This window comes from Candidatus Pelagibacter bacterium nBUS_25 (genome assembly GCF_051200975.1).
Lineage (GTDB): Bacteria > Pseudomonadota > Alphaproteobacteria > Pelagibacterales > Pelagibacteraceae > Pelagibacter.
The window spans coordinates 52,193-77,891 of sequence record NZ_CP172846.1 but is presented as its reverse complement, the minus strand read 5'-3'; the positions used below and the strand labels follow the sequence as shown (position 1 = coordinate 77,891).

At 28.6% G+C, this 25,699-nt stretch carries 32 protein-coding genes and 2 tRNA genes; 12 read left to right on the top strand and 22 right to left on the bottom strand.

The features are described 5' to 3' along the window. Nucleotides 1-7 precede the first annotated feature (7 nt). The 16 genes from ACIJYH_RS00395 to ACIJYH_RS00320 all read right to left on the bottom strand — a co-directional run bounded on the left by ACIJYH_RS00395 (nt 8) and on the right by ACIJYH_RS00320 (nt 12,155). Complete coding sequence (locus ACIJYH_RS00395) at nt 8-1,453, bottom strand: exonuclease domain-containing protein (RefSeq protein WP_435163123.1); 1,446 nt, start codon at nt 1,451-1,453, stop codon at nt 8-10. Continuing rightward, nucleotides 1,450-2,136: a hypothetical protein gene (locus ACIJYH_RS00390; protein ID WP_435088519.1), complete on the bottom strand. Its 687-nt coding sequence runs from the start codon at nt 2,134-2,136 to the stop codon at nt 1,450-1,452. Before ACIJYH_RS00390 ends, ACIJYH_RS00395 begins: the two co-directional genes overlap by 4 nt. 37 nt (nt 2,137-2,173) lie before the next feature. Beyond that, nucleotides 2,174-3,271, bottom strand: coding sequence for a DNA recombination protein RmuC (locus ACIJYH_RS00385; RefSeq protein ID WP_435163121.1), 1,098 nt, complete (start codon nt 3,269-3,271; stop codon nt 2,174-2,176). Between the two features lie 178 nt (nt 3,272-3,449). Further along, nucleotides 3,450-4,142 carry an ATP phosphoribosyltransferase gene (gene hisG, locus ACIJYH_RS00380; RefSeq protein ID WP_435163119.1) on the bottom strand — a complete coding sequence of 231 codons (693 nt, stop codon included), beginning with the start codon at nt 4,140-4,142 and terminating at the stop codon, nt 3,450-3,452. After that, the gene (locus ACIJYH_RS00375; protein ID WP_435163117.1) at nt 4,142-5,194 is read right to left on the bottom strand and encodes an ATP phosphoribosyltransferase regulatory subunit; all 1,053 of its coding nucleotides are present in this window, start codon (nt 5,192-5,194) and stop codon (nt 4,142-4,144) included. Before ACIJYH_RS00375 ends, hisG begins: the two co-directional genes overlap by 1 nt. Further along, nucleotides 5,172-6,566 carry a histidine--tRNA ligase gene (gene hisS / locus ACIJYH_RS00370; protein WP_435163115.1) on the bottom strand — a complete coding sequence of 465 codons (1,395 nt, stop codon included), beginning with the start codon at nt 6,564-6,566 and terminating at the stop codon, nt 5,172-5,174. Before hisS ends, ACIJYH_RS00375 begins: the two co-directional genes overlap by 23 nt. A gap of 4 nt (nt 6,567-6,570) precedes the next feature. Then, nucleotides 6,571-6,645, bottom strand: a tRNA-His gene (locus tag ACIJYH_RS00365). A gap of 223 nt (nt 6,646-6,868) precedes the next feature. Then, nucleotides 6,869-7,081 carry a cold-shock protein gene (locus ACIJYH_RS00360; RefSeq protein WP_435086149.1) on the bottom strand — a complete coding sequence of 71 codons (213 nt, stop codon included), beginning with the start codon at nt 7,079-7,081 and terminating at the stop codon, nt 6,869-6,871. Between the two features lie 87 nt (nt 7,082-7,168). Further along, a tRNA-Phe gene (locus ACIJYH_RS00355) sits at nt 7,169-7,243 on the bottom strand. Nucleotides 7,244-7,247: 4 nt separating this feature from the next. Beyond that, the gene (gene infA, locus ACIJYH_RS00350) at nt 7,248-7,463 is read right to left on the bottom strand and encodes a translation initiation factor IF-1 (protein ID WP_023649077.1); all 216 of its coding nucleotides are present in this window, start codon (nt 7,461-7,463) and stop codon (nt 7,248-7,250) included. A 2-nt stretch (nt 7,464-7,465) separates the two neighbouring features. Continuing rightward, on the bottom strand, nt 7,466-8,749 hold the full coding sequence (gene hisD, locus ACIJYH_RS00345; RefSeq protein WP_435163113.1) for a histidinol dehydrogenase: 1,284 nt from the start codon (nt 8,747-8,749) through the stop codon (nt 7,466-7,468). Continuing rightward, nucleotides 8,749-9,147, bottom strand: a complete 399-nt coding sequence (locus ACIJYH_RS00340; RefSeq protein ID WP_435163112.1) for a DUF2948 family protein — start codon at nt 9,145-9,147, stop codon at nt 8,749-8,751. The genes hisD and ACIJYH_RS00340 overlap by 1 nt, the downstream gene beginning before the upstream one ends. Next, on the bottom strand, nt 9,147-10,400 hold the full coding sequence (gene murA / locus ACIJYH_RS00335) for a UDP-N-acetylglucosamine 1-carboxyvinyltransferase (protein WP_435163110.1): 1,254 nt from the start codon (nt 10,398-10,400) through the stop codon (nt 9,147-9,149). Before murA ends, ACIJYH_RS00340 begins: the two co-directional genes overlap by 1 nt. A 2-nt stretch (nt 10,401-10,402) precedes the next feature. Next, nucleotides 10,403-10,957: a dCTP deaminase gene (gene dcd / locus ACIJYH_RS00330; RefSeq protein ID WP_271507166.1), complete on the bottom strand. Its 555-nt coding sequence runs from the start codon at nt 10,955-10,957 to the stop codon at nt 10,403-10,405. A gap of 97 nt (nt 10,958-11,054) precedes the next feature. Then, entirely contained in the window at nt 11,055-11,255 is a 201-nt protein-coding gene (locus ACIJYH_RS00325) for a hypothetical protein (protein WP_028036218.1), read from the bottom strand. 177 nt (nt 11,256-11,432) lie between these two features. After that, nucleotides 11,433-12,155, bottom strand: a complete 723-nt coding sequence (locus ACIJYH_RS00320) for a TVP38/TMEM64 family protein (RefSeq protein ID WP_435163109.1) — start codon at nt 12,153-12,155, stop codon at nt 11,433-11,435. 93 nt (nt 12,156-12,248) lie between these two features. Between ACIJYH_RS00320 and rpmH the strand changes: the two genes are divergently transcribed. The 10 genes from rpmH to ACIJYH_RS00270 are packed head-to-tail and all read left to right on the top strand — an operon-like array spanning nt 12,249 to nt 19,662. After that, the gene (gene rpmH, locus ACIJYH_RS00315) at nt 12,249-12,389 is read left to right on the top strand and encodes a 50S ribosomal protein L34 (RefSeq protein WP_008545591.1); all 141 of its coding nucleotides are present in this window, start codon (nt 12,249-12,251) and stop codon (nt 12,387-12,389) included. 4 nt (nt 12,390-12,393) lie between these two features. Further along, nucleotides 12,394-12,735, top strand: coding sequence for a ribonuclease P protein component (gene rnpA / locus ACIJYH_RS00310; protein ID WP_435163108.1), 342 nt, complete (start codon nt 12,394-12,396; stop codon nt 12,733-12,735). After that, nucleotides 12,735-12,986 carry a membrane protein insertion efficiency factor YidD gene (yidD, locus tag ACIJYH_RS00305; RefSeq protein ID WP_435163107.1) on the top strand — a complete coding sequence of 84 codons (252 nt, stop codon included), beginning with the start codon at nt 12,735-12,737 and terminating at the stop codon, nt 12,984-12,986. Before rnpA ends, yidD begins: the two co-directional genes overlap by 1 nt. Next, nucleotides 12,986-14,662, top strand: a complete 1,677-nt coding sequence (gene yidC, locus ACIJYH_RS00300) for a membrane protein insertase YidC (protein ID WP_435163105.1) — start codon at nt 12,986-12,988, stop codon at nt 14,660-14,662. Before yidD ends, yidC begins: the two co-directional genes overlap by 1 nt. Continuing rightward, entirely contained in the window at nt 14,662-15,528 is an 867-nt protein-coding gene (gene argB, locus ACIJYH_RS00295) for an acetylglutamate kinase (protein WP_435163103.1), read from the top strand. Before yidC ends, argB begins: the two co-directional genes overlap by 1 nt. Further along, entirely contained in the window at nt 15,525-16,196 is a 672-nt protein-coding gene (locus ACIJYH_RS00290) for a pyrimidine 5'-nucleotidase (protein WP_435088504.1), read from the top strand. The genes argB and ACIJYH_RS00290 overlap by 4 nt, the downstream gene beginning before the upstream one ends. Before the next feature lie 20 nt (nt 16,197-16,216). Further along, on the top strand, nt 16,217-17,047 hold the full coding sequence (gene dapD, locus ACIJYH_RS00285; protein WP_435163101.1) for a 2,3,4,5-tetrahydropyridine-2,6-dicarboxylate N-succinyltransferase: 831 nt from the start codon (nt 16,217-16,219) through the stop codon (nt 17,045-17,047). Nucleotides 17,048-17,054: 7 nt separating this feature from the next. Further along, complete coding sequence (dapE, locus tag ACIJYH_RS00280) at nt 17,055-18,212, top strand: succinyl-diaminopimelate desuccinylase (RefSeq protein WP_435163099.1); 1,158 nt, start codon at nt 17,055-17,057, stop codon at nt 18,210-18,212. Continuing rightward, the gene (locus ACIJYH_RS00275; protein WP_435163097.1) at nt 18,209-19,138 is read left to right on the top strand and encodes a histone deacetylase family protein; all 930 of its coding nucleotides are present in this window, start codon (nt 18,209-18,211) and stop codon (nt 19,136-19,138) included. Before dapE ends, ACIJYH_RS00275 begins: the two co-directional genes overlap by 4 nt. Nucleotides 19,139-19,170: 32 nt before the next feature. Then, entirely contained in the window at nt 19,171-19,662 is a 492-nt protein-coding gene (locus ACIJYH_RS00270; protein ID WP_435097103.1) for an SET domain-containing protein, read from the top strand. Here the strand turns inward: ACIJYH_RS00270 and truA are convergent. The 5 genes from truA to ACIJYH_RS00245 are packed head-to-tail and all read right to left on the bottom strand — an operon-like array spanning nt 19,642 to nt 23,769. Beyond that, nucleotides 19,642-20,382 (bottom strand): tRNA pseudouridine(38-40) synthase TruA, encoded by a 741-nt coding sequence (gene truA, locus ACIJYH_RS00265; RefSeq protein ID WP_435163095.1) that lies wholly within the window; start codon nt 20,380-20,382, stop codon nt 19,642-19,644. The two genes, ACIJYH_RS00270 and truA, sit on opposite strands and share 21 nt — an antisense overlap. Then, nucleotides 20,383-21,306, bottom strand: coding sequence for a methionyl-tRNA formyltransferase (fmt, locus tag ACIJYH_RS00260; protein ID WP_435163094.1), 924 nt, complete (start codon nt 21,304-21,306; stop codon nt 20,383-20,385). A 3-nt stretch (nt 21,307-21,309) separates the two neighbouring features. Next, a complete protein-coding gene (gene def, locus ACIJYH_RS00255) occupies nt 21,310-21,825 on the bottom strand; it encodes a peptide deformylase (protein WP_435088497.1) in 516 nt (171 codons plus the stop codon). 23 nt (nt 21,826-21,848) lie between these two features. Beyond that, entirely contained in the window at nt 21,849-23,612 is a 1,764-nt protein-coding gene (locus ACIJYH_RS00250; RefSeq protein WP_435163092.1) for a hypothetical protein, read from the bottom strand. Next, on the bottom strand, nt 23,587-23,769 hold the full coding sequence (locus ACIJYH_RS00245; protein WP_435163091.1) for a hypothetical protein: 183 nt from the start codon (nt 23,767-23,769) through the stop codon (nt 23,587-23,589). Before ACIJYH_RS00245 ends, ACIJYH_RS00250 begins: the two co-directional genes overlap by 26 nt. A gap of 57 nt (nt 23,770-23,826) precedes the next feature. Here ACIJYH_RS00245 and ACIJYH_RS00240 point away from each other — a divergent pair, with 57 nt between their 5' ends. Together ACIJYH_RS00240 and aroB are read left to right on the top strand one after the other, a co-directional pair. After that, entirely contained in the window at nt 23,827-24,339 is a 513-nt protein-coding gene (locus tag ACIJYH_RS00240) for a shikimate kinase (protein ID WP_435163089.1), read from the top strand. After that, entirely contained in the window at nt 24,326-25,432 is a 1,107-nt protein-coding gene (gene aroB / locus ACIJYH_RS00235) for a 3-dehydroquinate synthase (protein ID WP_435163087.1), read from the top strand. Before ACIJYH_RS00240 ends, aroB begins: the two co-directional genes overlap by 14 nt. On the opposite strand, the gene ACIJYH_RS00230 is transcribed toward aroB, so the two are convergent. After that, complete coding sequence (locus ACIJYH_RS00230) at nt 25,421-25,681, bottom strand: BolA/IbaG family iron-sulfur metabolism protein (RefSeq protein WP_435163085.1); 261 nt, start codon at nt 25,679-25,681, stop codon at nt 25,421-25,423. The genes aroB and ACIJYH_RS00230 overlap by 12 nt on opposite strands. Between the last annotated feature and the right edge of the window lie 18 nt (nt 25,682-25,699).

Sequence of the window (25,699 nt, the reverse complement as noted above, 5' to 3'; positions counted from 1 at the left end):
TATTAAATTATGCGTCTGAATACTTTTGTTCTAAATTCATCACATAATCATTAATTCCATCAAGAAATTTAAGCTTTTCATCTACTGTTTTGAAGGAGAACATCTTGTCTTCATTTTCTCTAATCTCATCGCATTCTGAATAAAAGGCAGAAATTGTCCACCATTTCTCTTTATTGGTACTTAAAATTCTTGAAGCTATTCGACGTTTAATTTTTTTATGAATTTCTTTAGGTAAAATTTCAGGTGCCTCATTAAATATCAATCCATGGCCAAACGTAACAAGTCTTTGATCATCAAACTTATCTAATAATGCAAATTTTTGTTTCCAGTCACCAGTATGAAATTTAGGAAATAAAGCTTGGTCTTTAGCAGAGGTAAATCCTCCAGAATAAATAGATTCTTCTGGTTCAATATCTTCTTGTGAAGAAATTTCTATTTTCTCTTCTGCTGCTTCTCTTAAAATATTACAAATATCTTGTGAAAACTTTTCGTTAGTTTTAACTAACTCAGCTCTTTTTCTTATTAGGTTTGGATCTAGTTTACTATAAGGCTCAACTTTCATTCCAAAACTTTGATCTAAAATGATTGGTGCTTTATTTGATCTAATAGTTCTTAAAAACTTAGGAGATTTTTTCATCTCTTTTTTTAAGTCTTCGTAATTTAATTTCTGAATAGCTTCCACATCAACTCTTAGATCTACAGCTTGACCCCATTTATAAACTGGATGCATGCAAGCATTTGGATGTAGTGGAGCACACAAATATAAACGGCTTGTTCCATAAAAATATTCATTCAATGTAAATATTTTTTCCTGCTTGACCATATTCTCAACAATAACCTTGCTGCTTGTTTTAAAATATTCTTGCCACAGCGTTGGTTGTTTTTGTTTAATTAAATCTAAAACCTTAACAGTAAGTTCTGTATCAAATAATGCAGAGTGAGCACCAGCAGATTCGAAGCCATTTAATCTAGCTAAAGACTCTAGCTTCATTGATTTATTTCCTTTAGGATTTAATTCTGTTTTCAAAACATCATCATCTATAGCAAATGCTGCTCTAACAATATTTAAAGCATCGTGACGAACATTTCCCTCAGTATTTGTCAAATATGGCTTTCTTAAAGATTTAAAAAATTCTTTTCTAATTACTTCATCGTCAAAGTTGATGCTTGAATAACCCAAAAACGTTGCAGGTGACCATCGTCTAAATTTTTGTTCCACCTGAGTTAACATTTCGTAATGACTTAGATTGCCTTTGGTTAATAAGTCAACATTTGATTTATTAATACAAAGAGCGGTAGCACTTGGAACTCTATCTTGGGGTAGTCTACATCTTGCTGAAAAACGCTCTAGTTCTTTAAAGTTTTCGTCTAATAATATTCCACCTATTTCAATAATAGTTGCCCAATCTGTTTGAGCAGAATCTGTTTCAATATCCCATACTACGTAATTCAATTTGCTCTCCTTTGTGCATAAAATTGTTCAACTTTTTCTAAAAATTTATTTTGATAATCTTTTAATCTTTCACCATCTATTAAAAACCTTTGAAACATATTGTCTTTTGTACAAAGTAAAATAACAGCCTGAGTGATATTAGATCCATGTACAGTATCATGTGCTAAAGCATAAGCACTACATTGCAAATAATAATCGTCAATCCACTCATCTTTTTTGGGCTTATTACTTTGTTTAAAATCTATAATTGTCTCTTTATTTTCATAGACACCCACACAGTCTGCAGCTCCTGCATATTTACCTGGGTAATATAATGTTGCTTCACAGCCCCAAATTTCATCCAATTTATTTCTTAAACCATTTTCAATGATTTGATCAGCCATCATTCGCTCTCTGGTGTTATCTCCCAATAAATCTAAATTTAATTTTCCAAGTAGAAATTTTTCCAAATACTCATGCATTGAACTACCTCTGCTACTAGCTTCTTGAGTAATAATTGCTGCTTGCTTATGACCTACTCTTTGCTTCCAAGCTTGAAGAGATGCTTTTTTTTCTTCAGACTCAGTTGCTTTTAAAATAGTTGTCACTGAAGGTAATCGTTCTTCATTAACAGAATAATGTCTAGAGCCATCTACTATTGATCTAGTTGATTTTGGATAAATATATTTATTATTCCACTCCATGTGATTTCTTATATTCGCTATTTTAGAAAAAAAGAAATTAATTATTTGCTTGTTTTGAACGATCAACAAATTTTTCTACATTTTCTGTTTGGACTGCTTTTTCAAGTTGTTCAGGATCTTTAATACTTTCAAGTGTTCTGGTAATTGATCTTGCGTCTGTTCCAAACTTATCCACAACAGACATGGCTTCTTCTAATTTTTTTCTAAGAGAAACTATGTTTTCAAAATGTTTTCCAAATCTTGAACTTATTGTTTTTAAATGATTATAAATTTCTGTTGCACCTTTTTGAACTTTTAAAGATTGAAATCCCATATGCAAAGATTGCAGGTAAGCTGAAAGCGTATTAGGTCCACAGATTACTACTTTATGTTTTTTCATTAATTCTTGAGTTAATAACTCTTTAGTGCTTGGATCTTGGTATTCAGTTAATTCTTTGTATAAACTTTCAGTTGGAGCGTATACAATTGCAAAATCTGTAGTTTTTGGTGGAACAATATACTTTTCATTAACACTTTTAGCTTTAGCTTTAAAAGCAGTGGCCAATTTTGCTCTAGCATCTGCAACAGCTTTTTTGTCCTGCGCGTCATGACCATCGGTAATTGCTTTGAATTTTTCTACTGGAAAATGACTATCAACTGGAACTAAAACATCGCCTTGAAGCTTAATTGCAAATTCAACGTTTTCACTTGTGTCCTCTTTCATCTTTACATTGGTCATAAATTGAGTCGCTGGTAATAAATCTTTAATCAAAGCATCCAAACTAAACTCAGCAAGAGTTCCATACTTTTTAACACCAGCTAAAATTTTAGTTATACTCTCTTGGCTTTTATTTAATAATTCAACCTGACTATTAAAGTTTCCAACTTTTTCGTCAACTTTAGTCAAAGCCTCTGTCATATCTTTAGTAACACCAGTAGATAAGTTGTTAAATGAAGTCGACATTGAACCCAGCGAGGTGTTAATAGTATTGTTTAAGGTGTCTTTTAAACTTTGTATTTCAGTCTTTAAATTAGCTATCTCTTCAGCTTCCTTATTATCATTCTCGTCTTTAGGCTTGGATCTTAAATTTAAATAAAGAATTACCGAAGCAATTCCTACTAGTAAAACTAACAATGAGATTAAAATTATATCCATGATTCTATAATTTTATTTTATATGAAAATTTGATTAATATATTAAAATATTTAAAATTTATCCGATGGAATTATTCTTAATATTAAAAATTGTATTTATTATTGGGGCTGTTGTAGCACTTTATGCTGTTGCCAGAAACCTTGATATTATTAAGATTATTTTAATTTATTGGAAAGATCTAATTCTTAGAAAGTAGTTTAATTAATTTTTTAACTTCTGGTTTTTTAACAGATGATTTTGATGTCATCATACAAGCTACAGACTCTAAGATCTCACCATCTTTTAAAATACGAAGATTGTTGGCTTTTAAAGTCTCACCAGTTGAGGTTATGTCAGTGATAATTTCACTTGATCCTGTGAACGGATAAGCCTCAGTAGCTCCCAAACTTCCAACTAATTTAAATTGAGTAACTCCTTTTGAGAATAAAAATTCTCTAGTTAAGTTTGGATATTTGGTTGCAACTCTTAATCTTTTCTTCTTTTTATCTTTAAATTCAAATGCAATTTCTTCTAAATCTGCAACTGTTTGAACATCAATCCAAGGATCAGGAATAGCCACAACTAAAGTTGCTTTTCCAAAATCATATCTTTTACATACATTAATTTTATTTTGAATATTTACTTCACTCTCTTTTAATAAATCATATCCTGAGAAACCAAGATCTAATGAACCATCTCCAAGTCTTTCAACTATTTCTCTGGCATGGAGATATAAAACTTTAATATTCTTTAATTGTTTTATTGATCCCAATAAATCTCTTTCTCCTCTTTCAGAAACTAAACTTAATTTATTTTTTTTAAATATTTTTAGAATATCTTTTCTAAGTCTACCTTTGCTTGGAATACCAATATTAATTATATTTTTGCTCATTAGTAATTTAAATTTAAAGCAGCTCCAACTGCTGCTACTTGATTTTTGGCCCCAAGATCTGAAATTAATTTATCATATCTTCCACCATTAATTATATTTCTGATCTTTGATTTAGATTTGATGTCAATTTTAAATACCATTCCTGTGTAGTATTCTAATTGTCTTCCAAATGAAGCTGAGAAAACAACATTAAGTTTTGATATTTTATTATTTGAGATTGGAAAATATTTTTGATCAACTATTAAATTGATCTTACTCTTTTTAAAAAATTTATTTAGTTCATTTGCAGCTTTATTAATTGGGCATTTAATTTTTAAAAACTCTTTAATAATCTTTGAAACATTTTCACCTTTTTTTGCTCCTCGTGGGTCCATAATCTTATTATCAAATCTTTTTAAAATTTCATTAATTGACCTTCCTGCGATGACTTTGGATAGATCTTCTTTTAACATTTGAAAATATCTTTTTTTATCAATCTCAACAATGGTTGGGTCTACATCTGAATTAGTCTCTAATCTTTTTAATAGATCATTAAAATATTTCTCTCTCCAAAAATGCCTTGATAATCTTAACTTCCAACGTTTTGGAATATCTAGTTTTGAAATTAATAAATTAAAGATCTCAACATTACCAATTGTTAACGTACCTGATGTATATTTAATATTTTGTAGAGATTTTAGAGAAGTGTTTATGATTTCTTTATCATCATTCTTCTCATCCTTGGATCCTATTATCTCAAAACCTACTTGATCTCTTATTATAGAGTCTTTTTTATTTTGTGATTTTCTATACGCCTGACCGCTATAAAAAATCTTCTCTTTGCCATTTAAATTATTCTCTAGATATCTAAGACATGATGCAATAGTTAGGTCAGGTCTTAAACAAAGCTCACTACCATTTTGATCAATGAAAGAGAAAATAAATTTTCTAAAGTTTTCACCTGATCTTTGGACAATATGATTGGCCTCAATTACTGAGGGTAAATCAATATACTTAAATCCTTTAGATTTTACTGATCTAAGGATATTTTCAGATAAGTTTTTTGACTTCATTAATTAAATCAGCTTTTGGAATTGTTTGGTTGTTTTCACCCTTAACACCTCGAAGGTTCTTAATGGTTACAGTGTTATCATTAAACTCGTTTTCTCCACAAATAATCGCAACTGGTAATTCACGTTTATTTGCAAAGGTTAATTGCTTACCTAGATTTTTTTTACTATCTAAAAAAATTTCAGCATTAATATTATTTTCTCTTAATTCATCAACTAATTCATAATAATTTTTCAAATATTTTTGATCCATGACACAAACCAAAACTGGTTTTTGATCCTCAACCTTAATTTGATCTAACTGCATTAAAGCAAATAACAATCTATCAACACCAAAACTTATTCCTGTTCCTGGAATATCTACTCCTCTAAATCTTGATATCAATTTTGCATAAGCTCCACCTGAACATATGCTTCCAATATCTACTTCTTTACCTTTGTTGTTTGTCACTTTAAAATTTAAGTTGGTCTCTACAATAAAATCTGAATAATAAGCCAAACCTCTCACGATTGTAAAATTGGTTTTAACTTGATTTAAATTTGATCCATATCCTAGTACTTCAAATACATTTTCTAATTCATTTATACCTTCTTGAGATAATGGATTTTTTAAAGTTTCCTTTAATTCTTTTAAATCTTTTATTTTTAGAAAATTTAATATTTGTGCAGCTTGATCATCTGATAATTCTGCACCTTTTGTGATGGCTCCGCTTTGGTCTTTTCTCTCTTTTTTGAGTAAATCTTCAACTCCTTTTAATCCAAAACCAGGTTTGTCTAGTTTATCAATTGCTCTAATGACTTTAGTTTGTTTTTCTTCAGAAATTTTTAATTCATCAATTAAGCCTTGCACTATTTTTCTATTACTTACATTGATTGTGAATTGATTTTTGTTTAAGCCACAATCTGATAATGTGCTTGATATTAAATTGCAAAGTTCAGCATTTGCTTGTGCAGGATTTACATTTCCAACTATATCAAAGTCAGCTTGCATAAATTCCCTGTATCGGCCATTTCCAGCTTTCTCGTTACGAAATACATTTTGAATAGCGTAACGTTTATAGATAGAGGGCAGTTCCTGATTGTTCTGTGCAACAAATCTTGCAAGTGGACTTGATAAATCATATCGAAGAGTGATGCTTTTTTCACCATCTTGAATTGAGAATACATCAGACATAGGATTAGCCTCGTCTTCCGCAAGAAAAGATCCTATATTTTCACTAATTTCAAACGAAGGAGTCTCAAGAGCTTCTGCTCCAAACTTGATAAAATTATTCTCAATAGCTTTTAATAGCTTTTTTTTGAGAAGAAGTTTTTTATCCCAACGATCTTCAAAACCTGAAGGTAATCCAGGTACTAATTTATTTTCTTTATTCATTTTTTGGTACCCGGGCTGAGAATCGAACTCAAACTTAAAGTTCCACAAACTTTCGTGCTAACCGTTACACCACCCAGGCATTCCTTGTTTTTATATTATTTTTGTGTGGATTAAAAATTATATTATAAATAAATAGCCTACAGGCTATGGAAACATATTCTATGAGTGCTTCTTGAAGTTTCTCTGAATGTAATATTTATAATCATTGGTGTTCTTTTAGACAATAATTGTCATTATTCAAGTAAAAATAAAAAGGACGTTAATCTAATTATAAATTTAACGCCCTTTGAAATATTTGAGAATTAGTCTATTTTTTTTAGATTAACTGCAGAAGGACCTTTTGGGCCATCCTCTAATGAAAACTCTAATTTATCCCCTTCATTAAGATATCTCATACCAGCTTCTTTAACTGCTGATGCGTGTACAAAGGCATCTTTTTCTTTGTCATCTCTTTCGATGAAACCATAGCCTTTTGCTCCGTTATACCATTTAATTTTACCAGTTAGTGTGCTCATCTTATTTCTTAGTCCTTATGTTATTTATTATTTTATAAAGCTAATTTGATTTTTTAATAATTTCAAGATGAAAAAAGTTGATGGTGGTGGTGCCTCGGGAAGGATTCGCACCTCCGACACAAGCCTTTTCAGGGCTCTGCTCTACTCCTGAGCTACCGAGGCAAGTTTAACCTCTAAAGATTATTCTGCCTTTTGTAAGGTCATAAGGTGTCATCTCTACAGTCACGTTATCCCCTTGCAATACTCTAATTCTATTTTTTCTTAACTTACCAGCAGTATGAGCTGTAACTGTATGCCCATTCTCCAGCTTAACTCTAAACATTGCGTTTGGAAGTAGGTCCATGACCTTTCCTTTAAATTCAAGCAAATCTTGTTTAGACAATTTTATTTTCTCCTAATTCTTTTTTTAACAGATTGAGCATGTCCTGCTAATCCTTCATAATTTGCAAGTGTTATAACTGAAGGACCAAGACTTTCAATACCCTTTTTAGATAAGTTTATATAAGAAATCCGTTTATAAAATTCATTCACACTTACTCCACTTGAATATTTTGCTGAACCATTGGTTGGTAATATATGGTTTGAACCGACATTATAGTCTGTCATTGCCATTACAGCATATTTTCCAAGACAAATAGATCCTGAGTTTTTAATTTTTGGCACAAAAGAATTATAATTTATAACATTTAGTTCTAAATGTTCGGGTGCTATTTTATTCACCACATCAATTATTTTCTTATCAGAATTAATATGCATTAAAAATCCATTACTTGATAAGCTTTGTCTTGCAATAGATGACCTTGGAATTTCTTTTAATTGTTTAGAAATTTCATTTTGAACTTTATCAATTAAAGATTTATCTTTTGAAATTAAAATACATTGTGCAAGGCTATCATGTTCTGCTTGTCCTATTAAATCACTTGCAACCCATTCTGGATTTGAAAATTTATCACAAACAATAGTAACTTCAGAAGGGCCCGCAGTCATTCCCTCTATTCCAACATCTCCAAAAACTTCTTTTTTGGCTGCTGCCACATATGCATTACCAGGGCCTACTATTTTATTAACTTTATTTATTTTCTTTGTTCCATAGGCTGCTGCTGCAATTGCAGAAGGTCCACCTATTGAATAAATTTCTTTAATTTTACATTTACGTGCCGCATATAATACTGCAGGATTTTGTTTTCCTTTAAATCCTGGATTAATCATCACAACTCTTTTAACTCCCGCAACAATTGCTGGGATAGCATTCATTAATACACTAGATGGATATGAGGCTGTTGAACCAGGTACATAAATTGCGACAGATTCTAAGGGTATATATTTATACTCAAGTTTATTTTTATACTTATCGACGTAAGAAATATTCTTAAATTTTTGAAGTGAGTGAAATTTGTAAATTCTATTGTAAGCAACATCAATTGCCTGCTTCACCTTTTTATTTAATGATTTTATTGAATTAGAAATCTGTTTTTGAGAAGGAATAATTATAGTGTTTTGATTAAATTTTTTTTCATATTTTACTAAAGCTTTGTCTCCATTTTTCTTAACATCTTTAATAATACTTGAAACTGAAACTGAATTAGATTGTACTTTTTTCTTTCTTTGTAAAAGTAAACTATCTAAGTTTTTATCAAAATTTTTACTATTGCTGTTTAATATTTTCATTAATCTTTAATCTCGTTTTGATCTTCCAGTCTTACTTCAATTGTTTCTGTAGTCAAAGCAATGTGAGCATTATTGTTGAAAATTAAATTAATCTCATAATCATCATTATTTTTTAGATAATCTATTGCTATCAATTCTAAAACTAAATCTTCATTTTTTTGATCTATATTTTTAGATTTAACTTTATCTACACAATCAAACCTACAAATGCTGTTAATTTTCTTATCTTCCTGGTCAGTTTCAATTTTGGTTCTCTCAACTGATATCAAGAAAACTTTATTTTCTGCTAGGTATTTTATATCTGAAACTTTAACCTTTGCCCCAGCAGTACAAGCTGAAATCATTTGTAAACCTTCATTATCCGAAGCTATAATTTTTGCTAAATATTTCTTATCCATTAATTAACTCTTCTAATTTTTGCTCCAACTTTTTTTAGTTTCTTTTCTATATTTTCATATCCACGGTCAAGATGATAAATTCTATTAATCACTGATTTTCCTTTTGCTGTTAAGGCTGCTAAAATTAATGAAACAGAAGCTCTCAGATCTGTTGCCATCAATTCTGCTGCCGCAAAATTAATGTTACCAGTAACTTTAGCAGTATTACCATTAGTAGAAATTTTAGCACCCATTCGATTCAATTCAGCAACATGCATAAATCTGTTCTCAAAAATATCCTCTTTAATCACAGATTGCCTGTTAGCTTTACACAACAATACCATTATTTGAGCCTGTAAATCAGTTGGGAAACCAGGATATGGTGCTGTTTTGATTTTCGTACTTTTAACCTTTTTATTACCAATAATGTGAACTTCATCTTTCTTTACATTAATTTTTGCACCTATTTTTTTTAAAGTATTAATTTCTGTTTGGATTATTTTTGGGACAATATTCTTTATTTTTAAATTTCCAGCTGTTACTGCAGCTGCAACTAAATAAGTTCCAGCTTCAATTCTATCAAACATAACCGGATAGGTAATTTCTTTTACTTCTGATACCCCTTCAATTTTTACTGAGCGCTTGCTAGTCCATTTAATGTTGCATCCCATATTTTTTAAAAAATTAACTAAATCTTTTATTTCGGGTTCAATTGCACAGTTACTTAAAACAGTTGTTCCTTTAGCAAAACTTGCTGCTATTATTAAGTTTTCAGTAGCACCAACTGATATTTTTGAAAATCGAATTTTATTCCCAATTAATCCTTTTGCTGCGATTGCGTGAACGTACCCTTGAACAATTTTATATTTAACTCCTAACTTTGATAAAGCATCTAGATGTATGTCAACAGGTCTAGTACCAATCGCACAACCTCCTGGTAGAGATACTTTTGCCTTACCAAATTTTGCTAATAAAGGCCCAAGAACTAGAATTCCTGCTCTCATAGTTTTAACTAAACTGTAAGGTGCAAAACTTTTGCTTTGTTTTATGTTATCAATGACTAAGTTATTTTGATTGAATTTAATTTTAGATCCTAAGGATTGTAATAAACTAACCATTGTCTCAATATCTTTTACTCTAGGTAAGTTTTTTAAGTAAATTTTTTTTCTTGAAAGTAAAGTTGCAGCTAAAATTGGTAAGGATGCATTTTTTGAGCCTGATATTTTTATTTGTCCTTTGAGCTTATTAGCTCCAAAGACTTCTAGTTTTTGCATAACTAAACTTTAGGTAACGTTACCCCAGTTTGACCCATATACTTTCCATCACGATCAGCATATGTCACTTCTGGTTTTTCATTTCCCTTTAAAAAGACAAATTGTGCAACACCCTCATTTGCATATATTTTTGCAGGTAAAGGTGTGGTATTAGAAAATTCAAGTGTTACGTACCCTTCCCAGCCTGGTTCTAAAGGTGTAACATTTACAATAATCCCACATCTTGCATAAGTAGATTTACCAAGACAAATAACCAATACATCATCTGGAATTTTAAACTTTTCAACTGTTCTGGCTAGAACAAATGAATTTGGTGGAATAATACATTCTGATACATTTTTTGTAACAAAGTTTGTTGGTTTAAAATTTTTTGGATCCACTATTTCTGAATTCACATTTGTAAAAATCTTAAATTCATCAGAAACTCTAGCATCATAACCAAATGATGATAGCCCATAAGAGATGCTGTCTCCTCTGACTTGTTTTTCTTCAAAGGGAGAAATCATGTCTTCTTCTTTAGACATTTTTCTAATCCACTTATCTGAAAGAACTGACATTATTTAGTTTTCTTCTTAGTTTTTTTTTGAAAAAGTTTTCGTTTTTTTAAATTTTTTCTTAACGCTAAGCTTAAACGCTCATTTTTTTCTTTTGAATTCATTCTTTATCTGGATTAGTAAGGAAGTCTAATGTAATTGGCTTTGAGGCATCTAAAGTTTTAGGTTTAACTTCCTCTTCTTTTGGACCTTCTTTTGCTAAACGTTTAGCTTTTTTTTCTGCAAGCTTCTTCTCTCTTTTAGCTTGCTTCTCCATAAGCTTATTACCTTTAGTAGATTTATAATCGTAATGAATTCCCATAAAATTTTCCTCACGTAGATATAAAGCATAATAACCAAAAAATTAAGGCAATATTTTGAAAAAAATGCTTTATTATCAATAAATATTATTTTGTTAATAAGCTCCTATAGATAAATGGTATATCAAGTCATTGGTAATGACTAATTTCCTGGTCAGTACAGGGTGGGAGCACCAGAATTAATTTTTGTTGAAAAGTTTTCTTAAAAAAACTGATAATAAAATTAAACCAACAAAAGCTAAAATTGGTAAATAAATATCTGCTGAAAAAATAATATCAGTTATTCCAGGAATTTCTGAATTTTGATCAATAACTTTTTCTAAGCCACTACCGATTGAAACTCCTAGGAATATTTGAGGTATGATTCCAATTAAAGTTGCAAAGAAAAAATTAATCAATTTTACATTAAAAATAGTTGGCAAAAGACAACTTAATTGCCAAGGTATTCCTCCTATAAAACGATATAACAGCAAATAAATAAATTCTGATTTTTTAAATTTTTGTTCAAGGTTTTTAAATCTATTTAAAAATTTTTCTCTAATCAATTCTTTTAAAAAATAATTACCAAATAAATAAATAAAAGTTGCACCAATACTTAATCCTAAAACAACAAGTAACGTTCCAATCCATTTTCCAAATATAAATCCCCCTAGTAATGCAACTGGTGACCCAAATCCCAAAAATGGAAATACCCATAATATTGTAAGAGCTAAAAAAATTACTGATAATAAAAATAAATTAGAATTTTTAAGTTCAAAAAAATAAGATCTATTTTCTCTAATGAAATCATAAGAAGTTAATTCCTGAAGGCTAAAATTTGAAAAGAAAAAATATAAAAATATACAAATAGCTACCAGGTAAAATAATCCTATAAATAATTTAATTTTTTTAGCTTTTTCCATTAAATACAATGCTAATTCTATAATCTTCTATTTGCTATTTATATATTTAGTTACTATAAAGAGCGAAAAATTAATAAATTTTAACCACATTTTATGAAGCGAACATATCAACCATCTAACGTTAAACGAGCCAGAAAACATGGTTTTAGATCAAAAATGAAGACTAAGGGTGGACAGAAACTTTTGGCTAGGAGAAGAGCAAGAGGAAGAAAATCGTTAACCGTATCAGTCTAGATAAATGAAAAGCAAAATACTTGCTCTTTCAAAAAACGAAGAATTCAAAAATCTACTAAAGCAAAAAAAAATTTCTAACAAATACGCTACAATTTTTTTTGGCAATCTAACCAACAAAGATAACAGTAAACTAAATATTAGTTTTGTGACCAAAAAGAAAATTGGAAATGCAGTAAAAAGAAATAAAATTAAACGTAGATTAAGAAATATTGTTAATGAAGCAGTAAAAAAAATAACATTAAAATTTAGCTATTCATATCTTGTTATTGCTAAGTCAACTATGCTAAACAATGATTACAAAAATATAAAAGAAACTCTATTTCAGGATTTAGAAAAAATTAAATAATGAACATTTTCACAAATATTTTAATTAATTTTATTAAAGGATATAAATTTCTTATTAGTCCATTGCTAGGTCAATCTTGTAGATATTTGCCAACTTGTTCTGAATACAGTATTGAGGCTTTAAAAGAATTTGGTTTTGTTAAAGGAAGTTTAATGAGCTTAAAGAGAATATTATCGTGTCATCCTATAAAGTTTTTAGGGGGTGGTGATGGTTTTGATCCAGTTAAAAAAGAAATGAGTGCTAAAAAATAATGGATACTAAAAACGTTATTGCAGCTATTTCTTTGTCTGCTGCAGTTATTATTTTATATAGCTTATTTTTTGCACCTCCCCCAATTACAAAAGAGAACTTAGCTGAAAAAAATAAAACTGAACAAAATTCAGATGCGCCTAGTTTGGATCAAAAAGAGACTATAACTGAAATTACAAGAGAAGAGGCTTTAAACCAAAATAAAAGAATTCAATTTGAAAATCAAAATATAGTTGGTTCGATTTCTTTAAAGGGTGCTGCAATCGATGACTTAACTTTTAAAGAATATAATGTAGCTTTAAATAGTGATGAGAAAGTTACTCTTTTAACACCAAGAAATACTAAAGATGGATATTTTATAGAGAGTGGTTTTATAACTTCTGATAAAAATATTGATATTCCAAATTCTAATTCAGTTTGGTCTGTATCAGGAAATAATAAATTAACTGACCAGTCGTCTGTAAAATTATCATGGACTAATGATCAAGGAATTACTTTTGAGAAAGAAATAACTTTAGATGATAAATTTCTTTTCACAATTAATCAAAGAGTAATCAATTCAACTAAAAAAGAGTTTGATTTTTACACTTATGGTCAAATTATCAGAAAAGAAATTCCAGATATTTCCAATTTTTACATTCTTCATGAAGGTTTAATAGCAACATTAGATGAAGAATTAATTGAAGAAGATTATGATGATATTCAAGAAGAAAAGTTTTCAAAAACTTCTCAAAAGGGGTGGCTTGGAATTTCAGACAAATTTTGGATAACCTCATTGATTCCACCAAGTGGTAAAGAATTCAAGACTACATTTGATTATAAAGAAAAGTTTCGTGCTAATTTTGTAGGTACAGAACCTCTAGAATTAAAAGGAAACTCGAGTATCGAAGATAAATTGCAAGTAATAGTAGCTGCTAAGAGAGTAGACGTAATTGATGGATACGCAGAATCTCTAAATATAGATAAATTTGATTTAGCAATTGATTGGGGATTTTTGTATTTCATTACAAAACCTTTGTTCCATGGCATAGATTACTTTTTTAAATTATTAGGAAATTATGGTCTGGCAATTATAGCAATTACATTTTGTATAAGACTAGCATTCTTTCCACTTGCAAACTTCTCGTTTAAAAGTATGGCAAAAATGAAGGCTCTCCAGCCTGAAATGGCTAGACTTAAAGATCTTCATAAAGAAAATAAAATGAAATTGCAGCAAGAAATGATGGCTCTTTATAAAAAAGAGAAAGTTAATCCCATGTCTGGATGTTTACCTATACTAGTTCAAATTCCAGTATTTTTTGCATTATACAAAGTACTGTTTGTAACAATTGAAATGAGACAAATGCCATTTTTTGGATGGATACAAGATTTATCAGAGAGAGATCCTACATCACTCTTCAATTTATTTGGTTTATTGCCTTATGATGTTCCTTCATTTTTAATGATTGGTGCTTGGCCTATTGCAATGGGTGTATCAATGTTTATTCAGCAAAAACTTAATCCTGCTCCGACAGATCCTATGCAGGCAAAAATATTTATGTTCTTTCCACTTTTCCTAACAGTAATATTAGCACCATTTCCCGCAGGATTAGTAATTTACTGGACTGTTAATAATATTTTAACAATGGCTCAACAAGTGTTCATTATGAAAAGAACTACCATTAAAACAACCACTTAATGTTGGAAGTCAAAGAAGAAGAGTTAAAAAAGATACTACCATTTGATGGTCCCTCAATTAATGAAGTAAAAAAATATTTAGAAAAATATAATGACGAATACATCGTTATTAAATGTGGTGGAAGTGTACTAGTTGATCAGAATTTATTTAATATTTTTATAAAAGATATTACCACACTAAATAAATTGGGATTTATTCCTATCGTTGTGCATGGTGGTGGTAAAAGAATAAGTAGCAAATTAAATGAATTAGGAATTAATAGTGAATTTATTAAAGGACTTCGGGTTACAGGAAAAGAAACAATTGAAGTAGTCGAGAAAGTTTTAATAGAATTTAATCAAGAGATAGTTGAAGCTTTAAAAAAACAATCTTGTAATAGTGAAACAATTAACTCTAAAAATAATAATATCATTAATGTAATTAGAGAAAATGATGAATTAGGATTTGTTGGAACGCCCACTAAAATTAACAAAACTATTATAGACAAAATTGTTAATGATAAAAAGGTTCCAGTAATTGCACCTTTAGGTTTAGATGAAAGTAATCAAACTTATAATATAAATGCAGATACCACAGCTGGCTCTATTGCAAAGAAAATTGAAGCAAGAAGATTAATAATTATGAGTGATGTTGAGGGTGTTTTAGATGATAGTCAAAAACTAATTCCTGAAATTAATTCAATTTCAATTAAAGATTTAATTGATAATGAAACAATTACTGGAGGTATGATTCCTAAAATTAACAATTGTTTAGATGTTGCAAGTAATGGGGTAAAAGGTGTTGTAATAATTGATGGCCGAAAAAACCATTCTATTCTTTTTGAACTATTATCTGATAAAGGATCGGGAACACTGATAAGACAATGAAAGATTTAGTTAATATAAAATACTGGATATTTGATCTTGATAACACTCTTTATAGTGGTCAAACTCAGGTTTTTTCTGAAGTTGATAAAAAAATGTCTTCATTTATCTCTGAAAAATTTAATGTTGATCTTGTAAAAGCAAAAGAAATTCAAAAAAAATACTTTTATGAGTATGGGACAACACTCTCGGGTCTAATGAACCATGATAATATCAATCCACAAGAATTTTTAGAATTTGTTCACGATATTGATATTAGTTGGCTGCCAAAAGATGAAGTTTTAAGAGAAGAACTTATTAAGATAGAAGAAAAAAAGATTATTTTTACTAACGGTTCTCATGCTCATGTTGAAAATGTCACAAAACAACTTGGTATTGATGGCTTATTTGATGGAGCTTTTGATATAACTGATGCAAATTATGTTCCAAAACCTCACTTAGATCCATATCAAAAATTAATTAAAAAGTTTGATTTAGATCCAAAACAATCAATTTTAATCGAGGATATCGCTCACAATTTAGAGCAGGCTAAGAATTTAGGAATGAAAACATGTTGGTTAGAAAATGAAGAAGCCTTTGCCAAAAAAGACTCGGACAAACCATATATAGATTACAAGATTAAGAACTTGCCTTCTTTTCTTCAAGAAATTAATATATTAAAAAACAATTAAATTAACTATCTAAAAAAAATATGAGCGATATAGAAAAAATAATAAATGAAGCATGGGAAAATAGAGATAACGTAAACCAAAACTCTGAGCAAAGTTTAAAAGATACAATCAATCAAATGATTGCTGATTTAGATAGCGGTAAAGTTAGAGTTGCTGAAAAAATTAATGGTGAATGGGTTACTCATCAACATATTAAAAAAGCTATAATGCTAAGCTTTAGAATTTACCCAATGGAAAATTTAAATGGTCCCTACAGTAGTTGGTATGACAAAGCACATTTGTTGAAGGGTAAAACAGCTGGTTGGACAAAAGAAGATCATGAAAAAGCTGGATTTAGAATGGTACCAAACTCTCCTGTTAGAAAAGGATCATTTGTTGGAAAAAATGCAGTGCTAATGCCATGCTATGTGAATATTGGAGCTTATATCGATGAAGGTACTATGATGGATACATTTAGTCGAGCTGGTAGCTGTTGCCAAATAGGAAAAAATTGTCATATCTCAGCAGGAAGTGGAATTGGTGGAGTATTAGAACCTGCTCAGGCATTACCAACTATTATCGAAGATAATTGTTTTATTGGTGCAATGTCAGAAGTTGTTGAGGGTGTTATTGTTGGAGAAGGATCTGTTTTGAGTATGGGAATGTACATTGGACAATCTACTAAAATAGTAAATAGAAAAACTGGAGAAGTAACTTATGGAAAAATTCCTCCTTATTCTGTAGTTGTACCTGGGTCATTACCTGATAAAAATAATACCTCTGCCCCATCACTATATTGTGCAGTTATAATTAAACAAGTTGATGAAAAAACAAGATCTAAAACTTCTGTCAACGATCTTTTAAGAGAATAGATTTATTATGCCTTCTATAAATGAACTTCAATTAGCTAAGGAGCTAATTAAATTCCCATCTGTGACGCCTATTGATGCTGGAATAATGAAGTTCTTAGAAAAAAAACTTAAAACACTTGGGTTCAAAACTAAAATTTTAGAGTTTAAAGAGAAGAATAGTAAACCAGTAAAAAATCTTTACGCAAAACTTGGTAAACAAGGTCCAAATTTCTGTTATGCAGGTCATCTAGATGTTGTGCCAGCAGGAAATTTAAAAGAATGGACAGTAAACCCGTTTAAACCCTCTGTTAAAAAAGGACATCTAATTGGAAGAGGTGCTAATGATATGAAAAGTTCGATTGCAGCATTTGTTTCTGCGGTGAGTAATTTTGTTAGGAATAATAGAAAATTTAATGGCTCTATTAGTCTTTTAATTACAGGAGATGAAGAAGGAGTGGCAATCAATGGAACTAAAAAAGTAGTCGATTACTTAAGAAAGAAAAAAGAAAAAATAAATTTTTGCTTAGTAGGTGAACCTACAAATCCTAATAAATTGGGTGAAATGATTAAAATAGGACGAAGAGGAAGCATGAATGGTAGACTTTCAATTATAGGTGTTCAGGGTCATGTGGCTTATCCTCAAAGAGCAAATAATCCATCAACTGCACTTGTACAAATTTTAAATGAACTAAAAAAAATTAAATTTGATAATGGTACAAAGAATTTTCAACCAACAAATCTTGAGATTACTAAGATAAATATAGATAATTCTGCAGATAACGTAATACCAGGGTTAGCTAGTGCTAAATTTAATATTAGATTTAATAACAAGCACACTTCAAGTTCTTTAAAAAAGAAAATTGATAGTATTATAAAAAAAATAAGTAACAAAAATAAATCAAGATACAAAATTGATTATAATGTTTCTGGAGAAGCATTTCTTACAAAACCAAATAATACAACTTTTATGATAAGAGATATCATTAAAAAAATTACAAAAATTAAACCTCAGCTCTCAACAACTGGGGGTACCTCTGATGCAAGATTTATTAGAAAAATAGCTCCCTGTTTAGAATTTGGTTTAGTTGGTAAAACAATGCACAAAGTAGATGAGGCTGTTTCGTTGTCTGATTTAAAAAAACTTACATTGATTTATTCAAATATTTTACAAAATTATTTTAAGTGAAAACTGGTTTAGTTACCTCTGATACTTATCAAAATCACAATACAGGCGAAGGGCATCCAGAAAAAATTGATAGAGTTACAGCTGTTATTGATAACTTTAAGAAAATTAATAACAAAGAATTGATTTGGAAAAAACCAAATAAATTTGATCAATCTTTTTTAATTAATACACATTCTTCCGAATATATAGATTTAGTAGGTAAATCATTTCCAACAAATGGTTTAGCTTTTCTTGATGGAGACACAGTTGTTTCACCGGGAAGCAAAGAAGCAACAAAAGATGCTGTAGGATCCATAATTACAGCCATTGATGGTGTTCAGCAGAAAGAATTTAAAAATGCATTTTGTGCAGTAAGACCTCCAGGACATCATGCAGAAAAAAATAAGGCAATGGGATTTTGTATATATAACAATGTTGCTGTTGGAGCTAATTATCTAATAGAAAAATATAAGTATAATAAAATTGCTATTATTGATTTTGATGTTCATCATGGAAATGGAACACAAGACATTTTCTACAATAATGAAAAAGTGTTGTATGTTTCAACTCATCAATACCCCTACTATCCTGGATCAGGTTCAGAACAAGAAAAAGGTAAGTTTAATAATATTCTTAATATTCCACTTGAAGCTGGCACCACTGCTGAAGCATATCTAAATGCATACGAGCATGTTTTAAAAAAATTAAAAGAATTTAAACCTGAATTTTTATTGTTTTCTGCAGGTTTTGACGCACATATTGATGATCCTTTAGCACAACTAAGGTTGAACTCAGAAGATTTTTATCAATTAACAAAAAGAACATTGGAACTTTCCAAATCATTTTGTAATGGGAATGTTGTTTCTATTCTTGAAGGTGGATATGATCTTAAAGCACTTCAAGACAGTACTAAACGTCATGTAGATGCTCTTATAGAATTTGATTGATAATTCTAAATAACCCTCTAAATAAAAACTTTATGAAATTGTATAAAATTAATAAATCTGTAATTGATAAAAAAGGTAGAGGACTTTACGCTACAAGAGACATCAAAGAAGGAACCAAAATAATTGATTATGTTGGAAAATTAATTACTAAAAAACAAACCGAAGAGTCTGATAAATATGATAATGGAAAACCAATTTATTTATTTACTATAAACAAAAGATATGATCTTGACGGAGATTTTGCTTGGAATACAGCGGGTCTTATTAATCACTCTTGCAATAATAATTGTGATTATGATGGTAAGGGACTTAAAATTTGGGTTAAAGCAATCAAAGATATTAAAAAAGGTGAAGAATTTACTTGTGATTATGGATTTGGTTATGATGAAAATTACAAACAATTTCCTTGCAAATGTAAATCAAAAAATTGCTGTGGTTATATTGTAAGAGCAGAGTCTAGATGGCGAATAAATAAAAAATTTTCAATGAGTAACAAAAAAAAACTAATAAATAACTCTCGCTAGAAAAAGTCCCTCAGGTGGTGCGGGTGGTGCACACAATATTCTTTTTTTTGACCTAAAAGCTTTGTTAAAAGTCTTTAAATCCCATTTTTTTTCACCTAAATATTTCAAACAACCAACCATAGACCTAACCTGTTTTTGCAAAAAGGATTGTGAATTAAATTCAATTTCTATTTTATTTTTTGATGATTTAACTTTTACTGATTTGATTGTTTTAATTGGACTTTTTGCATGACAGCTAGAGGACCTGAAAGTAGAATAATCATGAGTTCCTACTAATTTCTTTGCACCTTTTTTAATCAAATCTAAATCCAATGGTTTTCTTACATGCCAGCCTCTTTTTTTTTCAATTACTGGAGCACTTATCTGGTTAAAAATTATGTATTTGTAAATCCTTTGTTTTGCAGAAAATCTTGAGTGAAATTTATTACTTCTTTTCCTTATTTTTTTTATTGAAACACCTTGATCGTTTAAAAAATGATTAATTGATTTTAAAAACTTTGTTAAATCTGCAATCTTATTTTTACAATCAAAGTGACCAGACTGTTCAATTGCATGAACGCCTGTATCTGTTCTACCAGATCCATTTAAGATTATTTTTTCTTTAAGAAGCTTTGTCAATTTTTGCTGTATAAGACCTTGAATAGTTGATCCTTTTTTTTGAATTTGCCAACCTCTAAAGTCTGTACCCACATATTCAATAAGCAGTTGATACCTAGCCATTTAGATAACTGCACCTTGTTTTATTTGAGATCCAAGCATGAATTCACCAATATTTTGAGGCTTTTTTCCTTGTCTTTGGATTTCTTTGATTTTTATTGTTTGTTTGTCACCGCAAACAACCTCTAAATAATTTGAAACAACCTCGCCTGGTTTTCCAATCCCATTACCAATTTCTGCTTTTAGAATTTTGTATCTTTCGCCCTTGTATATAAAAAAAGCACCAGGTGTGGGATACAAACCATTTATTTTTCCAATGATAATTTTTGAATTGTCTTTCCAATTGATTTCTCCTTCGGCTTTTTGAATTTTAGATGCATATGTTGCTTTTGAATGATCTTGATTAATAAATTTAGCTTTATCATCCAATATATTGTCAATATTATCTAATATTTTTTCTGCAGCTATTAAAGATAATTTATCAGCTATATCACTTGCATTTAAATTATTTTCTAAATTTATTTTGTAAGTGTTACACACTGGACCTGTGTCAAGCTGTTCAGCTATTTTCATAATACTAACCCCTGTTTCTTTATCTAAATTCATTATAGATCTTTGTATAGGTGCTGCCCCTCTCCACTTGGGTAGAAGAGATGCATGAATGTTAATAAATCCTTTTTTAGTTAAACTTAAAAATTCTTTTGGAATAATTTGTCCGTACGCAACAACTATTGCTAAATCAGCATTTATACTTTTAAAATATTCATACTCCTCCCTGTTATCTTTTAAATATTTTGGAGTTCTAAACTCTAAATTTAAAGTTTCTGCAATTCCTTGTATAGGTGATTTATTTATTTTTTGTCCTCTTTGTGATTTTTGAGGAGGCTGTGTGTACACGTCTGAAATTGGATAACCATTTTGATACAATGATTTTAAAATAGGCACAGCAAACATTGGTGTACCCATAAAAACTATCTTTTTTGCCATAAATTAAAGAATTGCAGTATTTGATTTTAATTTAGATAGTTTTTTTATGATCATAGATTTTTTTAATTTTGATAGATAATCAATGAATAGTATTCCCTCTAAGTGATCCATTTCATGCTGTATACATGTTGCAAGCAACCCATCAGCTAATAACATTTGTTTTTTTCCATTGTAGTCCAAATACTCTACTTTACATTTACTTGGTCTGTCTATTTCCGCAAATTGTTCTGGTACTGACAAACATCCTTCCTCATGTGTATTTTTAATTGGATCTTTATTCACAACAACTGGATTTACAAAATATTTTGGTTCTTTTTTTTCATCCTTACTAATATCCATTACTATAATTCTTTTTGGGACACCTATTTGAATTGCTGCAAGCCCTATACCGTTAGCATCATACATAGTATCTAGCATATCATCCATAAGTTGCTGTTCTTCTTTACCTACACTTTCAACAGGTTTTGAAATCTGTCTAAGTAATTTATTAGGTTCAGTGATTATAGTTTTAACAGCCATGATGGATTATTTTATTATAATTTCTAAACTTTAAAAGGAAGAACTTTTAATAAAAGTTTATTCCTAATTAAGTCAGCATTTAATTGATTCAGCGTATTAATTATAAAATATACTGTATCATCATCTATATCTTCAATTTTTTCTGGTCCAATAACCTCTATAATTCTAAGTAGCGCTGCTCCAATTTCTTTATTATCTATCATTTTTTGGATATCTGTCGGCATCTCTGATTTGTTAATTTCATAAAGATTTTCATATTTTTTTGAGATTTCAATTCCGTCAGATTTTAATGCTTCGAGGAAAATTATATCTTTCTTTGATAAGAAATATTTTTTGTCTTTTTTTATTTTTTTTAAAAACTTATTTAGATCTTCTTCAATTTTTGATTTAGCATAATCCCCATTAAAATAATTTACTAACTTTGATTGATGTAATATTTTATTATTATATTTAATTTTTTTATCAATAATTTCATCATTTTTTATATGCTGATTATAAAAAGTAGTAAAATTAGAAGGTACATCTGTTTCATCAATTTTTTTTAAAAATTTTCCTAGCTTTAATTCAAAAGCATTACCAATACCCTCAGACTCAAAAATATCTTTCAAAATTTTCATCAGTTCAAGTTTTAGTTTTGGTTCTTCTGTTAAAAGTATTCTTTGATATACTAGGGCCTTACCTTCAATAGAGGATAAGGATTTATAGGACTCTTTGGTGTTTAACAGCTGATTTATGTTAAATTGAAATCGCTTATAAAACTCAAACAACTCTTCTTCTGAATAATTTTTATCATGGGTGGCTTTTTCAATAGTAGAAATTTTATCTATATCGGTAATTTCTAAATCTTGAATTCTATATAATAAATTAGATGTTGATAAATACTTCCAAATTAATTTAGGAGTGTCTTTTTTTGGTTCAAATGAAAATTCAGGATTTGTTCTATGGGCTAAATGAAAATCTAAAATAGAATTCTCAGAGACTTCTTTATTTGCTTCATCTATGTATCCAAACAAATAATTTACTTTATTTTCAAAATATTCATCTTCAAAGCCTAATTCTTTTTTTAAATCTAAAATTAATTGAGCTTCTTCATTTTTTCCATAGTTTATTAAACAATATAGATTGAATTTTGATAAATATTCATTTTCTAAAGGTTCATTAATTTTTGAAAATATTTCACATGATTTTTTTACATTCGATTGAGACAAATAATTATCAACCATATATTTCATCAATTCTGGATGCAAATTTGTTATTTGATTTTTAATAAGATATTCTTCAATTAATTCTAAGTTAGAGTCTTTTATTAACCAATTTGTTTTAAATTTTATAAACTCTTTATCTGTAATATTTTGATTTGGATAATAAGCGTTAGTTAATAATGAAATATTTAAAATTTCAGATGCATCTTTTGAAAGATTATATTTATCAATGCTTTTAAAAAGTTTTTTTAATTTTAACCCATCAGAATTTGACCACATACTAATACTCAAACCATAATCCTGTGGATCATATAATCCAGCAATTTTAATTGTTTTTGATGTTAAGTCTTCGTCTAGTTTTATGGAGTCTTTGTTTTTATCTGTTTGTGTTTCGTAGATGCTACTTTGTGATACTTCTTCAGTTTTTTCGACTGTTATTTTTTCTTCAGATGCAGTATCTATTTCTTGTTTATCTAGGTTCCAAATATCGACTGGTTTTTCCTCAGCAATAGTGGAAATAAATGATAATAAAGAAATAATTATAATTGATAAATTTTTCTTATTTAACAATTTTAAAATTTTCATTTGGAATAATTTTTTCTATTTCTTTTTTTGGAGCTGGAAAATCAACTTTATTAATAAAAAACATAATCCCCATAATTACTGTAAGACCAATAATAGATTTGATGGTTAGACCAATAAAGCTGGTTTTGCCTGAACTTGTATTTTTATTAAATTGCATATAACTTTAGTTAATTTCAAATTAAGACATATTTGTGTTTTTTCAATAAAGAAACTTATGAAATCAAAAGAAAATCTTGTGTTTTTAGGTATGATGGGATCTGGGAAGAGTTCTATTGGTTTGTTAGTTGCAAAAAAATTAAAATTAGATTTCATAGATGTTGATAAAGAAATCGAAAAAGAACTAGGCCTATCGATATCAGAAATATTTGAGATAAAAGGTGAAGACTATTTTAGAAAATTTGAAGAAAAAATTACTTTAAAAATACTAAAAATTAATTCATCTGTAATATCTCTTGGCGGAGGAGCATTTGTAAACAACGTCATTAGAAAAGAGATATTAAAAAATCATATTTCTTTTTGGTTAAACTGGGATAATAAAACATTACTTAATAGAATTAAAAATAGTAAAAAAAGACCTCTTGCTTATAATTCCACAGAAAATGAATTGATTGATTTAATAAAAAAACGATCTAACATTTATTCAAAAGCTTTATATGAAATTAAATGTGACAAACTATCAAAAAAAAATATTGTTAAAAATGTTATAAAAAATTATGAAACCTATTAAGTTAAAAATAAATACTAGAACCCAGAACTATTCAATTATTATTGGTTCAAATTTAGTATCAAATATATCAAAAATTATAAAAGAAAATTCAATAGATTTTAAAAAATGTTTACTTGTTGTTGATAAAAATATTTCAAAACAATCAGTTTCAGAAGTCAAAAAATCTTTGAATCAAAAAAAACTTTATGTTTATAATTTCAATGCTAACGAAATTAACAAAAATTTTAACAGTGTAAATAAGATCTTAGATGTTTTATTAAATAAAAATTTTTCAAGAGAGGATTGCGTAATTTCCATTGGTGGGGGAATTACAGGTGATATAAGTGGTTTTGCAGCATGTCTATTTAAAAGAGGTTTAAAATTCATAAACATTCCAACTACCTTATTATCGCAAGTCGACTCTTCCATTGGAGGTAAAACTGGTGTTAACACTAAATATGGAAAAAATTTAATAGGAAGTTTCTATCAACCAAATTTAGTTATATCTGATATTCAATTTTTAAAAACACTACCTAAAAGAGAAGTGATTTGTGGTTATGGCGAAATTTTAAAACATTCTTTGATCGCTAATAAAAAATTTTTTAATTTTTTAGATAAAAATAGTGATAAAATTTTAAAGCTTTCATCTCCATCCATTGAAAAAGCGATCTATGAAAGCTGTAATATTAAAAAAAGTGTTGTTGAAAAAGATGAAAAAGAAAAAAATCTTAGAAAAATTTTAAATTTTGGTCATACTTTTGCACATGCTTACGAAGCTTCTTTAGGTTATTCAAAAAAACTCAATCATGGTGAAGCTGTAATACTTGGTATGAAAAGTGCGTTGAGTTTTAGTTTAAAGAATAATTTGCTTAAAAAAAATGACTATAATTCAATTATAAATCATATTTCTAGAGCAAATTTACCATCTAAAATCAAAAATTTTTTTAAAATTAAAGATTTAAATAAGATATTATCATTCATGATTAAAGATAAAAAAAATAATACAGATAAAATTAATTTAGTTTTATTAAAAAGAATTGGATTACCTGTTATAAACAAAACATATAAAAAAAATAGTTTGCGTGTATTTCTAAAAAATGAGTTAAGAAATTAATATTTGTATTGAATGAATATTCTCTTTTAATTCTTTATCTAAAATTTTATAGATTTTTTTATTACTTTCGATTTTACTCAAAATCTTTAATTCATTTGAATTTAAAATAATTTTTAAATGAAATTTGCCCTCTTGATTGCCAATATGATTTTTATGAAGAAATGATTTGTCCTCAATTTTTATACTTTCAAAATTAATTTGATCAGTAAGTTTTTTTTTTACAATTGCAATTAACTCGTTTATATCCATAAATTGAAACTATTATAC

Excerpts from the sequence above, each read along its gene's own strand:
- ACIJYH_RS00390 (WP_435088519.1), bottom strand. The coding sequence starts at position 2,136 with ATGGAGTGGAATAATAAATATATTTATCCAAAATCAACTAGATCAATA.
- ACIJYH_RS00385 (WP_435163121.1), bottom strand. The coding sequence starts at position 3,271 with ATGGATATAATTTTAATCTCATTGTTAGTTTTACTAGTAGGAATTGCT.
- hisG (WP_435163119.1), bottom strand. The coding sequence starts at position 4,142 with ATGAGCAAAAATATAATTAATATTGGTATTCCAAGCAAAGGTAGACTT.
- ACIJYH_RS00375 (WP_435163117.1), bottom strand. The coding sequence starts at position 5,194 with ATGAAGTCAAAAAACTTATCTGAAAATATCCTTAGATCAGTAAAATCT.
- hisS (WP_435163115.1), bottom strand. The coding sequence starts at position 6,566 with ATGAATAAAGAAAATAAATTAGTACCTGGATTACCTTCAGGTTTTGAA.
- ACIJYH_RS00360 (WP_435086149.1), bottom strand. The coding sequence starts at position 7,081 with ATGAGCACACTAACTGGTAAAATTAAATGGTATAACGGAGCAAAAGGC.
- hisD (WP_435163113.1), bottom strand. The coding sequence starts at position 8,749 with ATGAAAATATTAAACAGCAATAGTAAAAATTTTGATAAAAACTTAGAT.
- ACIJYH_RS00340 (WP_435163112.1), bottom strand. The coding sequence starts at position 9,147 with ATGGATAAGAAATATTTAGCAAAAATTATAGCTTCGGATAATGAAGGT.
- murA (WP_435163110.1), bottom strand. The coding sequence starts at position 10,400 with ATGCAAAAACTAGAAGTCTTTGGAGCTAATAAGCTCAAAGGACAAATA.
- dcd (WP_271507166.1), bottom strand. The coding sequence starts at position 10,957 with ATGTCAGTTCTTTCAGATAAGTGGATTAGAAAAATGTCTAAAGAAGAA.
- ACIJYH_RS00325 (WP_028036218.1), bottom strand. The coding sequence starts at position 11,255 with ATGGGAATTCATTACGATTATAAATCTACTAAAGGTAATAAGCTTATG.
- ACIJYH_RS00320 (WP_435163109.1), bottom strand. The coding sequence starts at position 12,155 with ATGGAAAAAGCTAAAAAAATTAAATTATTTATAGGATTATTTTACCTG.
- rpmH (WP_008545591.1), top strand. The coding sequence starts at position 12,249 with ATGAAGCGAACATATCAACCATCTAACGTTAAACGAGCCAGAAAACAT.
- rnpA (WP_435163108.1), top strand. The coding sequence starts at position 12,394 with ATGAAAAGCAAAATACTTGCTCTTTCAAAAAACGAAGAATTCAAAAAT.
- yidD (WP_435163107.1), top strand. The coding sequence starts at position 12,735 with ATGAACATTTTCACAAATATTTTAATTAATTTTATTAAAGGATATAAA.
- yidC (WP_435163105.1), top strand. The coding sequence starts at position 12,986 with ATGGATACTAAAAACGTTATTGCAGCTATTTCTTTGTCTGCTGCAGTT.
- argB (WP_435163103.1), top strand. The coding sequence starts at position 14,662 with ATGTTGGAAGTCAAAGAAGAAGAGTTAAAAAAGATACTACCATTTGAT.
- ACIJYH_RS00290 (WP_435088504.1), top strand. The coding sequence starts at position 15,525 with ATGAAAGATTTAGTTAATATAAAATACTGGATATTTGATCTTGATAAC.
- dapD (WP_435163101.1), top strand. The coding sequence starts at position 16,217 with ATGAGCGATATAGAAAAAATAATAAATGAAGCATGGGAAAATAGAGAT.
- dapE (WP_435163099.1), top strand. The coding sequence starts at position 17,055 with ATGCCTTCTATAAATGAACTTCAATTAGCTAAGGAGCTAATTAAATTC.
- ACIJYH_RS00270 (WP_435097103.1), top strand. The coding sequence starts at position 19,171 with ATGAAATTGTATAAAATTAATAAATCTGTAATTGATAAAAAAGGTAGA.
- truA (WP_435163095.1), bottom strand. The coding sequence starts at position 20,382 with ATGGCTAGGTATCAACTGCTTATTGAATATGTGGGTACAGACTTTAGA.
- fmt (WP_435163094.1), bottom strand. The coding sequence starts at position 21,306 with ATGGCAAAAAAGATAGTTTTTATGGGTACACCAATGTTTGCTGTGCCT.
- def (WP_435088497.1), bottom strand. The coding sequence starts at position 21,825 with ATGGCTGTTAAAACTATAATCACTGAACCTAATAAATTACTTAGACAG.
- ACIJYH_RS00250 (WP_435163092.1), bottom strand. The coding sequence starts at position 23,612 with ATGAAAATTTTAAAATTGTTAAATAAGAAAAATTTATCAATTATAATT.
- ACIJYH_RS00245 (WP_435163091.1), bottom strand. The coding sequence starts at position 23,769 with ATGCAATTTAATAAAAATACAAGTTCAGGCAAAACCAGCTTTATTGGT.
- ACIJYH_RS00240 (WP_435163089.1), top strand. The coding sequence starts at position 23,827 with ATGAAATCAAAAGAAAATCTTGTGTTTTTAGGTATGATGGGATCTGGG.
- aroB (WP_435163087.1), top strand. The coding sequence starts at position 24,326 with ATGAAACCTATTAAGTTAAAAATAAATACTAGAACCCAGAACTATTCA.
- ACIJYH_RS00230 (WP_435163085.1), bottom strand. The coding sequence starts at position 25,681 with ATGGATATAAACGAGTTAATTGCAATTGTAAAAAAAAAACTTACTGAT.